Genomic DNA, 12,090 nt, shown 5'->3' with positions numbered 1-12,090 from the left:
CGGGTGTAGCTCAGTCGGTTAGAGTGCCGGCCTGTCACGCCGGAGGTCGCGGGTTCGAGCCCCGTCACTCGCGCCATTTTTCAAAAGCTTATAACAAGCTGTTCTCCTGAAAAATCAAGTTGACCAAAGGTCACGCGGCCTTGTCCACGGATCGTCTTCGCGGCGAGTTTTGGCTTGTTGACAGTGGCCTGCGAACACCGTAATGGCTGCTTCCAGCGACGCGAACCGAACCGGGTCACGTCCGAAGCGCGGGTGTAGCTCAGTCGGTTAGAGTGCCGGCCTGTCACGCCGGAGGTCGCGGGTTCGAGCCCCGTCACTCGCGCCATTGTTTCAGCCTGAATATGGCTGCTTCCCTGAACATGTGCCTACTGCGGAGCGGCCGGATGAGGAAGCCTCATAACCTGACTTTCCGATCTGTTGCCGCAAACCAAGGCGCTCTCAAGGTCTCCGAGAATCGCGGGCAGAATAGCAGGGTGCCAAGGTGCTTGCGGGGCCCTTGAGCGCTCTGATGGGTTGAGACGCCTTGGGGATCTTTGGGCGAATCGCCTTCAGGTGATCGGCTGGCGCGCCGTGCGAGCATATGGATGGGGCAGGGCGGTTACGATTCGCCGAGTTCTTCGAGGACTTTTGCTGCCGCAGCATGGTGGCGGGGGAATGCCCATTCGCCGGCCGGGCCCGCTTCCGATACGAACAGCACCTCCATTGCCTCGCCGTCGCCATGCCCGCCTCCTGCGATCAGTTGTGTGGCGCGGGCAATGACGAGATTGTTGCCGTATTCGTCGGTCTCCATCGAGACGAGGCGGAGTGCGGCGGGATCGATTCTGTACCCCGTTTCCTCGAATACTTCGCGGGCGCCGGCCCTTTGCCAGGTTTCGCCGCGCATGTGATAGCCGCCGGGCAGCGCAAGCAACCCATATCCGGGCTGGTTGGCGCGCCTGATCACCAGCAACTGACCTTCGTCGTTCGTGGCAAGAACGGCAACAACGGTGGGCGTGTTGTCATAGATGGGGCGGCCATCCTCGGCATGGGCGATGGGTTTGTCAGCCATAGTCGCTACTGGTCCTGAACCTGCGGGCCGAGGCGATGCGCGCGATCTGCCGCGGTTGGCCTTGGCGACGCTTTCCGGCAATACTTGATGTGTAATCTGTTTCTGAGTTGAAAAGGGCAAACCGCTTGCCGCTGTTTGTCTTTCGCAACTGGAGCGAAATCCCTCTCTGAGACCTGAGCGAAAAAGCCCGCTGCTGCAAGCCTGATTCCGCGCGTCTTGGAGCCAAATGGTGCGGATGAAGGGACTCGAACCCCCACGCCTTTCGGCACCGGAACCTAAATCCGGGGCGTCTACCAATTCCGCCACATCCGCATCCCGCTCGCATTCTCATGTAGTCGTCACTCTGTCAATGTCGCGCCGGTGCGTTAAATGGTTGAATCGCGCGGAAATGAGCCGGTTGGAGCGCGTGAAGAGTGTTGAAAAATCGGTCCGTGTGTGACAAAAGGCGTGTCAAATGTGACGGGTTATAAATTCACGCTTCGGACGTATGTGGTAAGAAGCAGGCAAAACAACGACTTACCCATATTCTCGGAGCGCTCTGAGGGCAATTGATACCCGATGGATGGAACCGTCCCGGAACAGTTGATTCACCCGCACCGAAGGAATGCCCGCCACGAGAACACCCGCAGGTCGAGCGGCATGGAGCCGTTGGTCAGGCGGCATTCGTGAAAACAAAGGTTTGATGATGCAGGTTACCGAAACACTCAATTCCGGTCTTAAGCGCGAAATCAAGGTGATCGTGCCGGCTGGCGAAATGGAGTCCAAGCTCGTCGAACGACTTGCGGATGCCAAGGACAAGGTGCGCCTCAACGGCTTCCGCCCGGGCAAGGTGCCGATGCAGCACCTGCGCAAGGTCTACGGCAAGTCGTTCATGGCCGAGGTGGTCAACGAGATCCTGTCGAACTCGACTCGCTCGATTCTCGCCGAGCGCGGTGAAAAGGCTGCCATGCAGCCCGAAGTCACCATGACCGAGGACGAGAAGGAAGCCGAGAAGATCTTGGCCGGCGGCGCCGACTTCGAGTTCCAGCTCGCCTATGAGGTCATCCCGACCATCGAAATCCAGGATTTCTCCAAGATCGCGGTTACGCGCCAAGTCTTCGACGTGCCCGAAGAGGAAGTCGAGGAGCAGGTCAAGCGCATTGCCGAATCCTCGCGCTCCTATGAGCCCAAGGAAGGCAAGGCCGAAGAAGGCGATCGCGTCACCATCGACTATGTCGGCAAGATCGACGGCACGCCGTTCAACGGCGGCACAGGCAGCGACCAGCCGCTGGTGCTCGGTTCCAAGGAATTCATCCCCGGCTTCGAGGACCAGCTGATCGGCACCAAGGCCGGCGACGAGAAGCTCGTCACCGTGACCTTCCCGGAAAACTACGGCGCTGCAGAGCTCGCCGGCAAGGAAGCCACCTTCGACGTGACCGTCAAGGAAGTGGCCAAGCCGGGTGAACTCGAGATCAACGACGAGACCGCCAAGAATCTCGGCCTCGAATCGCTCGAGCGCCTGCGCGAGATCGTGCGCGGCCAGATCGAGAGCCAGTTCGGCGCGATGACCCGCCAGAAGGTGAAGCGTCAGCTGCTCGACCAGCTCGACGAGGGCTACAAGTTCGAAGCTCCGTCGAATCTCGTCGACACCGAGTTCAACAACATCTGGAACCAGGTTCAGCGCGATCTGGAGGCTGCCGGCCGCACCTTTGCCGATGAAGAGACGACGGAAGAGGAAGCCCGCGCCGAATACCAGCGCCTGGCCGAGCGCCGCGTGCGTCTGGGCCTGGTGCTTGCCGAAATTGGCGAGAAGGCCGGCGTCCAGGTGAGCGACGAGGAAATGCAGCGCGCGCTGTTCGACGTCGTGCGCCGCTACCCGGGCAACCAGCAGCAGGAAGTCTTCGAGTTCTATCGCAACAACGCCAATGCGCTGGCCTCGCTGCGCGCGCCGCTGTTCGAGGAGAAGGTTATCGACCATCTGCTGACCCAGATCTCCGTCACCGACCAGAAGGTGAGCAAGGAAGAGCTGATGGCCGAGGACGAGGAAGAGTCCGCCGGCGAAGCCAAGACCGAGAAGAAGACGAAGAAGGCCTCGGCCAAGAAGGCTGACGAAGCCGGCGCCGAAGAGCCGAAGAAGAAGGCTGCGCCGAAGAAGAAGGCCGCCAAGGAAGGCGACGCCGAATAAGGCGCTGTCGCTTCGACACAGGAAAAGGCCGCTCGATCGAGCGGCCTTTTTTCTTGCCCACCATTTCGAAGGCAGGGGTTATTGCGGCTCCGAAGCTCAGATCAAAAGCAGCCCCTTCATGCTGGCGTAGCCCTTCTTGCCGATGATGATGTGGTCGTGCACGGCGATGCCGAGCGGGCGTGCGGCCTCGATGATCGTCTTGGTCATGTCGATGTCGGCGCGAGACGGGGTTGGATCGCCCGACGGGTGGTTGTGCACGAGGATAATGGCCGTGGCCGAAAGCTCCAGCGCGCGCCGCACCACTTCGCGCGGATAAACCGGGGTGTGGTCGACGGTGCCGGTCTGCTGCACTTCGTCGGCGATCAGGGTGTTCTTCTTGTCGAGGAACAGGATGCGGAACTGCTCTCGCGCCTCGAAAGCCATCGCCGCGCGACAATAGTCGAGCACATGGTTCCATGAAGAAAGAATCTCGCGACCCTCGATCTGGCCGCGCGCCATGCGCTGTGCGGCGGCCGCAACGATCTTGAGGTCCATGGCGGCGCCTTCGCCGATGTCTTCGACCTCGCGCAACAGGTGCTCGGGCGCCCCGAGCACTTCCGCCAGCGAGCCGAACCGCTTCAGCAGCGCCTTGGCGCGCTCCTTGGTGTCCGCGCGCGGGATTGAGCGGAACAGAAGCAGTTCAAGCAATTCGTAGTCGGAAATCGCATCGGGACCGGCTTGCTGGAACCGTTCGCGCAGCCGCTGCCTGTGGCCGAGATAGTGCGGCTTTGCCACCCGCATCGCGGCGGGTTTGATGGGCGGCAATGGCTGCTCGGCAAACAGCCCTCGCTCGTCCTCGTGGTCATCGGTCATGCCACGTTTCCCCCAAAAAGTGTCGCCGCATCAGCGGCGACCTGGGGGATATTAGGAAGACAGGCCCGGGCGGTCGAGTCCCTTGGGCGACAAGGTGAAAATCTCGCAGCCTGTCGAGGTCACGCCCACTGTGTGCTCGTATTGTGCGGAGAGCGAGCGGTCGCGGGTAACGGCCGTCCAGCCGTCGGAAAGCACTTTTACGTGCGGGCGACCGAGATTGATCATCGGTTCGATGGTGAAGATCATGCCCTCGCGCATCTCGACGCCTTCGTTCGGGCTGCCGTAGTGCAGGATGTTGGGCGCGTCGTGGAAAAGCTGCCCCACGCCGTGGCCGCAGAAATCGCGCACCACGGAACAGCGCTCGCCTTCGGCATAGGTCTGGATCGCGGCGCCGATTGCTCCAGTGCGGGCGCCGGGCCGAACGGCTGCGATGCCGCGCACAAGGCATTCATACGTCACCTCGAGCAGGCGCTCGGCGGCGCGCTTGATGGTGCCAACCGGATACATGCGGCTGGAATCGCCATGCCAGCCGTCGAGAATGTAGGTAACGTCGATATTGACGATATCGCCCTCGCGCAGGGGCTTGTCGTCGGGGATGCCATGGCACACGACATGATTGATCGATGTGCAGGTGGATTTCGTATAGCCGCGATAGTTCAGCGTGGCGGGCAGGGCGCCGTTATCCATGCCGAACTCGAACACGAAGCGATCGATGTCATTGGTGGTCACGCCGGGCTTCACCACGTCGACAAGCTCGTCGAGGCAACGCGCGGTCAGATTGCAGGCCTTGCGCATGCCGGCAAAGGCTTCCTCGCCATAGAGGCGGATCTGACCTGTATTGCGTAGCGGGGCCGAAGCGGCGTCCAGATAGGTAACCATGGAAATGACCTGCATGTCGAAAGAGCGATGGGCGAATACGCCCGCGACCGCCCTGATGTGACACCTGATCGCGCTGGCTTCAAGTCCAAACAGGCCAGGAGCGACCAAAAGGCCGCATATCGGAGCGAATCGGCGTCGCTCTAGGCGCCAATGTCATCGGGGACGAGCCGCTCCAGTGGGAGCGCGCCTTCGTCCTTCACCGTCTTGATGACGATGTAGGTGAAATGGCGGTCTATGCCGAGTTGGCTTGCGAGCAGATCGTCGACGAGCCGCTGGTAGCCTTCGATATCGCGGGCAACGATCTTCAGCATGTAGTCGACACCGCCGCCAACCGACCAGCACGCGACAATCTCGGGAACTTCCTTGATCGCCTGTTCGAAGCGCTCGAAATCCACCTGGCGATGAGCGCTCAACGTCACTTCCATCAGCACCGTCGCTACTGGCGCCACCTGACGCATCGCCACCGTGGCGTGGTAGCCCTTCACCACGCCGGCCTCTTCAAGCCTCTTCAGCCGTGCCCAGCAGAGAGCCTGAGACTGCTCGACCTGCTCGGCAAGTTCTTCCTTGGTAATTCGCCCGTTTCGCTGCACGGCATTGAGAATGCGCAGGTCGATCGGATCGAGTTTTATGGTGCTCATGGCATGCCCGAATGAATCGATGGCCGGACAAATGGCGGATCGGTTTCTCTCTTGTCAATTGTGAGTCCCCGCTTTGAGGAGTTGACCCGTCGTGGGCGGCGGGGCAACTTGCCCACCGGTGCTGGAGCTTTCCGCTGCGGCGCCGCGGGGCCGGGAACCGTCGGAAGCATATCCGATGATGCGCCGGTCTCCCGACGGTGGTGCCGGTTTCGGGCGGGGGGCTTGAAGCCGGCATCATCTCTGCCAGCCGCTCCGGATTCGCAATTGCCTAAAAAGTGTATCCCGAGCCGCTTTTCATCGAGCGGCGGACGTGATACGAGCCCTTGCCATTCCTGAAGGAAACAGAAGAGTCAGCGCTGCTCCTCCGAGCGTTAGCGCGCGTTTCCTGTATTGAGGGCTTGTCATGGCAAAGATCATCGAAACCGCAACCGGCGTGATGGCGCTGACTTTTGACGACGTGCTGCTTCAGCCCGGTCACTCGGAGATCATGCCCGGGCAGACCGACGTGAGCACGGTGATTGCCGGCGACATAGAGCTGAACATCCCCATTCTTTCTGCGGCCATGGATACCGTGACCGAAGCACGCCTCGCCATCGCCATGGCGCAGGCTGGCGGCATCGGTGTCATCCATCGCAATTTCTCGCCTGAAGAGCAGGCGGAGCAGGTGCGGCAGGTCAAGAAATTCGAATCGGGCATGGTGGTAAATCCCGTCACCATCGGCCCTGATGCCACGCTTGCCGATGCGCAGGCCTTGATGCGCGCACATGGCATTTCCGGCATTCCAGTGGTGGAAAAGGGTGGCACGGGCGGCCACCGCACCGGGCGGCTCGTTGGCATCCTGACCAACCGCGACGTGCGTTTCGCCAACGATCCCAATCAGACGGTGTCGGAGCTGATGACGCGCGAAAACCTGGTTACGGTCCGCGAAAGCGTCGACCAGACCGAGGCCAAGCGGCTGCTGCACCAGCACCGGATCGAGAAGCTGCTGGTTGTCGACATGCACGGCAACTGCGTCGGCCTGATAACCGTCAAGGATATCGAGAAGAGCCAGCTCAATCCCAATGCCAGCAAGGATGCGCAAGGGCGCCTGCGGGCGGCTGCCGCCACCAGCGTCGGCGACGACGGCTTCGAACGTGCAGAACGCCTGATCGACGCCGGTGTGGACCTGCTGGTCATCGACACCGCGCACGGCCATTCGCAGCGCGTGCTCGACGCCGTCAGCCGCGTGAAGAAGCTTTCCAATGCCGTACGTATCATGGCGGGCAATGTCGCAACGGCCGACGGCACCAAGGCGCTGATTGATGCCGGTGCGGATGCGGTGAAGGTCGGCATCGGGCCCGGTTCCATCTGCACCACGCGCATTGTCGCCGGCGTCGGCGTTCCGCAGCTTTCGGCAATCATGGCGGCGGTGGAAACCGCCCAGAAGGCAGGCGTCTCCGTCATTGCCGATGGCGGTGTCAAATTCTCCGGTGACCTGGCAAAGGCGCTGGCCGCCGGCGCCACCGCGGCCATGATCGGCTCTCTTCTGGCCGGCACGGATGAAAGCCCGGGCGAGGTCTATCTCCATCAGGGCCGTTCGTTCAAAGCCTATCGCGGCATGGGCTCCGTCGGTGCCATGGCGCGCGGTTCGGCCGACCGCTACTTCCAGGCGGAGGTTCGCGACACGCTGAAGTTGGTTCCGGAAGGCATTGAAGGGCAGGTGCCCTACAAGGGGCCGGTGGCCGGCGTCCTGCATCAGCTTACGGGCGGGTTGAGAGCGGCGATGGGCTATGTCGGCGGGGGCAATCTGGCGGAATTCCGCGAGCGCGCCACCTTCGTGCGGATTTCGAACGCCGGCCTGCGCGAAAGCCATGCGCATGGCGTGGCGATCACGCGGGAAAGCCCAAACTACCCGGGCAGTTTCTAAGGTTTGAACGAATGCCTTCGAGCGGGGCGGACCCGCTCGAAGGCTCGAAAACCTATTTGGTTTCGAAGACCACCACCTTGCGGTGGTCGAACTTCAGCGCGATCTCTCCGCGCACCAGTTGCGCGGCGACGTTTCCGAACACTTCCCGCCGCCAGCCATGCATGGCCGGCACGTCGGCCTCCTCGCCAAGCGCTGCAATGCGGTCGATGTCGTCTCCAGACGCCAGAACCTTTGCGGCCACGCCCTCCTTCTCGGAGATTTGGCGCAGCAGAACCTTGAGAAGCTCTGCGGCTGCGCTGCTCCCCTCGGGCGCCGGCTGCGACTTTGGCAGCTTCGGAAGCTGCTCCTTCGGCAGTTGCAGCGCACGGTTGACCGCTTCCAGCAATGCAGTTGCGGTGGACGAGCGTTCCCAGCCCTTCGGCACCGTCCTCAGGCGCGACAGCGCCGCGGCATCGCGGGGCTGCTGCTGGGCGATTTCGAAGATGGCGTCGTCTTTCAGCACGCGGCCGCGGGGCACGTTGCGTTCGCGGGCCTCTCGTTCGCGCCATGCCGCGACAGACTGCGCCACCGCCAGTTCCATCGGCTTGCGCAGACGCATCTTGAGGCGCTTCCAGGCGTCGTCCGGATGCGGGTCGTAGGTTTCCCGCGCAGTCAGGATCTCCATCTCCTCATTGAGCCAGTGAGCGCGGTTGGCGCGCTCGAGTTGGGCCTTGAGATGCTGGTAGACTTCGATGAGATGCGTGACGTCGGCCAGCGCGTAGGCCAGCTGCTTGTCCGAAAGCGGCCTGTGGCGCCAGTCGGTGAAGCGCGACGACTTGTCGAGATGCGCGCCGGTCACTTTCTGGACCAGTTGGTCGTAGGAAACGCTGTCACCAAATCCGCAGACCATTGCGGCCACCTGGGTGTCGAAAACCGGGTGCGGAATCAGCTCGCCTAGGTGGAAGATGATCTCGATGTCCTGTCGGGCAGCGTGAAACACCTTGGTCACTGCCTCGTTCGCCATCAGGGCGAAAAACGGCTTCAGGTCGATCTCCGGCGACAGCGGATCAATCAGCGCCTCGACGCCAGGGGCTGCCATCTGGATCAGGCAGAGCTCTGGCCAGAAGGTCGTCTCGCGAATGAACTCGGTGTCGACGGTCACGAAGCTCGACTTTTCGAGCGCGGCAATCGCCACTTCGAGCTCTTTCTGGGTCGTTATGATGTGCATGAAAGTTCTTTGGCTGGAAATGGAAGTCATTTCCTTTCAGTCTGAGAGGCATTCGTCAAGCGCTGCGAGGCAAGTGCGGGCTCCGCAGTCTCGTCTGCCTTGCGCCGGGCCAGGCGGGCAAAAATCGTCGACGTGCGCAGAAGCGCTATGAAGCGGCCACGCTCGCTTTCCGGCACGCCTTCACGAACGCCCATGCGGTAAAGCGTGATCACGACGAAGATGGCATAAACGCAGCCCATGAACGCAAAAAGCGAATGGGGCCCCATCTGTTCCATGACCGCAGAGGCCGCAAAGGGCCCGACTATCGCTCCGATGGAATAGAACAGCATCAAAGCGGCGTTCACCAGGACGAACTCGTCCTTGCCGGCGCGGTCGTTTGCATGCGCGGCGGACAGTGAAAACAGCGGCATCGCAAAGGAGCCGAAGACGAAGACCAGAGCAAAATTTGCAAGTGGAGCGCTGCCGGCCAGGAAAGCCAGCGCGAGGGTGGAGAGCATCGCAAGGGTGGTCGTCATCAACAACACCTTGCGTCTGTCCCAGCGATCGGAAAGGTGGCCCAGCGGATACTGGATCAGTGCGCCGCCGATGATTCCCACGCTGATGAAGGTCACGACGTCGGTGACCGACATGCCGATCTGTTCGGCATAGACGGGGCTCATCGTGCGAAAGGCGCTGTTGGTCACGCCGACGGCGATGCAGCCGATGGAGCCCAGTGGCGAGATGCGCCAGACCCGGGCAAGATCGAGCTTCACATCTTCCGGCGGCTTGGGGTTCGACCTGTCGCCGAGCGAGATGGGCACCAGCGACAGCGTGATCATGATCGACATGATGGCGAAGATGGCGAAGCCATCGGCACCGAAAACGGGAATCATGAACTGCGCGCCGGTCACCGAGCCGATATCCACGATGCGGTAGATTGCCAGCACCCGCGCCCTGTCGTGGTTCTGGGCACCTGAATTCAGCCAGCTCTCCATGACGGTGAACAGCCCGGCGAAGCAGAAGCCGGTGGCGAAACGAATGACCGACCACATCACCGGGTCGATGACCAGGATGAGAAGCAGTGTTCCTGCCGAAGCAATCGCGGCCAATGCCGAGAACGCGCGAACGTGGCCGACCGATTTCATGATCCGCGAGATGGCGATGCAGCCGAGCAGGAAACCGGCGAAATAGGCCGTTCCCATGAAGCCGATGATCGAGGCGGAGAAGCCCTCCTGCGCACCTCGCAAGGCAATAAGGGTGCCTTGCAGACCATTGCCCCCTAGAAGAATGCCGGCGGCAATAAGAAGCGGGATCAACGGGCGAATTGAAGACATAATCAACATTCGGTTGGCAAAATAAGAGTAGTGGACCAACCACCTTGGGATTGCCAGCGGCAATATCGCCCAGGATTGGGCCAAAGGACGCCATTGCCTTGACAAAACACAGTGCACATGCGCTTTTCGCCCCAAATTTTCGAGCCGAACGCGAATGCGTCGGCGCGGCCGATCCAACACCCCTGACCGGATTTTGACCATGCACCCTTATCGCAGCCATACCTGCGCACAGTTGAGAAAATCAGACGTCGGGTCCACCGTCCGCCTGTCGGGATGGGTCCATCGCGTTCGCGACCATGGCGGTCTGCTCTTCATCGACCTGCGCGACCACTACGGCCTCACACAGATCGTCGCCGATCCGGATTCGCCCTGCTTCAAGATTGCCGAGACCGTGCGCGGCGAGTGGGTCATTCGCGTCGACGGCGAAGTGAAGGCGCGCACGCCCGACACGATCAATGCCAATCTCGCAACCGGCGAGATCGAAATCTTCGCCAAGGACATGGAAGTGCTGTCGGCGGCAAAGGAGCTGCCGCTGCCGGTCTTCGGCGAGCCGGACTATCCCGAAGACATCCGCCTGAAATATCGCTTCCTCGACCTGCGCCGCGAGACGCTGCACAAGAACATCGTCGCGCGCACGAAGATCATCGCCGACATGCGCCGGCGTATGAACGAGATCGGGTTCACGGAATATTCGACGCCGATCCTGACAGCCTCGTCGCCCGAAGGCGCTCGCGACTTCCTGGTGCCGAGCCGTATTCATCCCGGCAAGTTCTTCGCGCTGCCGCAGGCGCCGCAGCAGTACAAGCAGCTGCTGATGGTCGCCGGTTTCGACCGCTACTTCCAGATCGCGCCCTGCTTCCGAGACGAGGACCCGCGCGCCGACCGCCTGCCGGGCGAGTTCTACCAGCTCGACCTGGAAATGAGCTTCGTGACCCAGGAAGACATCTGGAACACGATGGAGCCGGTCATGCGCGGCGTGTTCGAGCAGTTTGCCGAAGGCAAGCCGGTCACGCAGCAGTTCCGCCGCATTCCCTATGACACTGCGCTGCGCACCTACGGCACCGACAAGCCGGACCTGCGCAACCCGATCGAGATCCAGGAAGTCACCGAGCATTTCGCCGGTTCCGGCTTCAAGGTGTTCGCCGGCATGATCGCCGCCAACCCGAAGGTCGAGGTCTGGGCCATTCCCGCCAAGACCGGCGGCTCGCGCGCCTTCTGCGACCGCATGAATTCGTGGGCGCAGAGCCAGGGCCAGCCGGGCCTGGGCTACATCTTCTGGCGCAAGGAGGGCGACAAGCTCGAAGGCGCAGGCCCGATCGCCAAGAATATCGGCGAAGAGCGCACCGAGGCCATCCGCACTCAGCTCGGCCTGGATGATGGCGACGCCTGCTTCTTCGTCGCCGGTGAGCCGGCCAAGTTCTACAAGTTCGCAGGCGAGGCCCGCACCCGCGCCGGTGAGGAACTCAACCTCGTTGACCGCGATCGCTTCGAGCTGTGCTGGATCGTCGACTTCCCGTTCTATGAGTGGCTGGAAGAAGAAGAAAAGATCGACTTCGCCCACAACCCGTTCTCCATGCCGCAGGGCGGCCTGGAGGCGCTGAACGGCCAGGATCCGCTGTCCATCAAGGCCTATCAGTACGACCTCGTCTGCAACGGCTTCGAGATCGCCTCCGGCTCCATCCGCAACCAGTTGCCGGAAGTCATGGTCAAGGCGTTCGAGCTGACCGGAAAGTCGCGCGAAGAGGTTGAGGAGCATTTCGGCGGGCTTTATCGCGCGTTCCAGTATGGCGCGCCGCCGCATGGTGGCATGGCCGCCGGCATCGACCGCGTGATCATGCTGCTCGTCGGCGCCAAGAACCTGCGCGAGGTGACGCTGTTCCCGATGAACCAGCAGGCGCAGGACCTGCTGATGAACGCGCCCTCCGAGGCCACGCCAGCCCAGCTTCGCGAGCTGTCGCTGCGTGTCGTTCTTCCGAAGAAGGAAGAAGCCTGAGCCGCCGCCTGCGCACGCAGGCGTGACTCACAAAATGGCGAATGCGAAAGGGCCGCCCTCGAGGCGGCCTTTTCTTTGGCGGCGCGTTGC

9 protein-coding genes and 2 tRNA genes are annotated in these 12,090 nt (G+C 61.9%); 4 read left to right on the top strand and 7 right to left on the bottom strand.

The window, feature by feature from the left end:
* The first annotated feature begins 248 nt into the window (after window positions 1-248).
* Window positions 249-325, top strand: a tRNA-Asp gene (locus tag AC3A4H_RS07245).
* 273 nt (window positions 326-598) lie between these two features.
* On the opposite strand, the gene AC3A4H_RS07240 is transcribed toward AC3A4H_RS07245, so the two are convergent.
* Both AC3A4H_RS07240 and AC3A4H_RS07235 read right to left on the bottom strand, forming a co-directional pair.
* Window positions 599-1,048 (bottom strand): NUDIX domain-containing protein, encoded by a 450-nt coding sequence (locus AC3A4H_RS07240; protein WP_487766096.1) that lies wholly within the window; start codon window positions 1,046-1,048, stop codon window positions 599-601.
* 227 nt (window positions 1,049-1,275) lie between these two features.
* A tRNA-Leu gene (locus AC3A4H_RS07235) sits at window positions 1,276-1,360 on the bottom strand.
* Between the two features lie 373 nt (window positions 1,361-1,733).
* Between AC3A4H_RS07235 and tig the strand changes: the two genes are divergently transcribed.
* Window positions 1,734-3,212 carry a trigger factor gene (gene tig / locus AC3A4H_RS07230; protein ID WP_487766346.1) on the top strand — a complete coding sequence of 493 codons (1,479 nt, stop codon included), beginning with the start codon at window positions 1,734-1,736 and terminating at the stop codon, window positions 3,210-3,212.
* A gap of 96 nt (window positions 3,213-3,308) precedes the next feature.
* Here tig and radC read toward each other — a convergent pair whose 3' ends face one another.
* The 3 genes from radC to AC3A4H_RS07215 form a co-directional block, all read right to left on the bottom strand.
* Entirely contained in the window at window positions 3,309-4,064 is a 756-nt protein-coding gene (radC, locus tag AC3A4H_RS07225) for a RadC family protein (RefSeq protein ID WP_487766095.1), read from the bottom strand.
* A gap of 51 nt (window positions 4,065-4,115) precedes the next feature.
* On the bottom strand, window positions 4,116-4,943 hold the full coding sequence (gene map / locus AC3A4H_RS07220; protein WP_487766094.1) for a type I methionyl aminopeptidase: 828 nt from the start codon (window positions 4,941-4,943) through the stop codon (window positions 4,116-4,118).
* Between the two features lie 140 nt (window positions 4,944-5,083).
* The gene (locus AC3A4H_RS07215; protein ID WP_487766093.1) at window positions 5,084-5,581 is read right to left on the bottom strand and encodes an Lrp/AsnC family transcriptional regulator; all 498 of its coding nucleotides are present in this window, start codon (window positions 5,579-5,581) and stop codon (window positions 5,084-5,086) included.
* A 403-nt stretch (window positions 5,582-5,984) separates the two neighbouring features.
* Between AC3A4H_RS07215 and guaB the strand changes: the two genes are divergently transcribed.
* Window positions 5,985-7,487, top strand: coding sequence for an IMP dehydrogenase (guaB, locus tag AC3A4H_RS07210; protein WP_348777038.1), 1,503 nt, complete (start codon window positions 5,985-5,987; stop codon window positions 7,485-7,487).
* A gap of 52 nt (window positions 7,488-7,539) precedes the next feature.
* Here guaB and rnd read toward each other — a convergent pair whose 3' ends face one another.
* Together rnd and AC3A4H_RS07200 are read right to left on the bottom strand one after the other, a co-directional pair.
* Complete coding sequence (gene rnd, locus AC3A4H_RS07205) at window positions 7,540-8,694, bottom strand: ribonuclease D (RefSeq protein ID WP_487766092.1); 1,155 nt, start codon at window positions 8,692-8,694, stop codon at window positions 7,540-7,542.
* Between the two features lie 26 nt (window positions 8,695-8,720).
* Window positions 8,721-10,007 carry an MFS transporter gene (locus AC3A4H_RS07200; RefSeq protein ID WP_487766091.1) on the bottom strand — a complete coding sequence of 429 codons (1,287 nt, stop codon included), beginning with the start codon at window positions 10,005-10,007 and terminating at the stop codon, window positions 8,721-8,723.
* A gap of 199 nt (window positions 10,008-10,206) precedes the next feature.
* Here AC3A4H_RS07200 and aspS point away from each other — a divergent pair, with 199 nt between their 5' ends.
* Window positions 10,207-12,000, top strand: coding sequence for an aspartate--tRNA ligase (gene aspS, locus AC3A4H_RS07195; RefSeq protein ID WP_487766090.1), 1,794 nt, complete (start codon window positions 10,207-10,209; stop codon window positions 11,998-12,000).
* Window positions 12,001-12,090: the final 90 nt, after the last annotated feature.

The organism is Pseudaminobacter sp. Soil_N_29 (assembly GCF_057656055.1).
The sequence above is the reverse complement of the archived record's forward strand: the minus strand, read 5'-3'. Positions and strand labels throughout refer to the sequence as shown.

What these genes read in the sequence shown, in the direction of transcription:
- AC3A4H_RS07240 (WP_487766096.1), bottom strand. Translation starts at nt 1,048, where the DNA reads ATGGCTGACAAACCCATCGCCCATGCCGAGGATGGCCGCCCCATCTAT.
- tig (WP_487766346.1), top strand. Translation starts at nt 1,734, where the DNA reads ATGCAGGTTACCGAAACACTCAATTCCGGTCTTAAGCGCGAAATCAAG.
- radC (WP_487766095.1), bottom strand. Translation starts at nt 4,064, where the DNA reads ATGACCGATGACCACGAGGACGAGCGAGGGCTGTTTGCCGAGCAGCCA.
- map (WP_487766094.1), bottom strand. Translation starts at nt 4,943, where the DNA reads ATGGTTACCTATCTGGACGCCGCTTCGGCCCCGCTACGCAATACAGGT.
- AC3A4H_RS07215 (WP_487766093.1), bottom strand. Translation starts at nt 5,581, where the DNA reads ATGAGCACCATAAAACTCGATCCGATCGACCTGCGCATTCTCAATGCC.
- guaB (WP_348777038.1), top strand. Translation starts at nt 5,985, where the DNA reads ATGGCAAAGATCATCGAAACCGCAACCGGCGTGATGGCGCTGACTTTT.
- rnd (WP_487766092.1), bottom strand. Translation starts at nt 8,694, where the DNA reads ATGCACATCATAACGACCCAGAAAGAGCTCGAAGTGGCGATTGCCGCG.
- AC3A4H_RS07200 (WP_487766091.1), bottom strand. Translation starts at nt 10,007, where the DNA reads ATGTCTTCAATTCGCCCGTTGATCCCGCTTCTTATTGCCGCCGGCATT.
- aspS (WP_487766090.1), top strand. Translation starts at nt 10,207, where the DNA reads ATGCACCCTTATCGCAGCCATACCTGCGCACAGTTGAGAAAATCAGAC.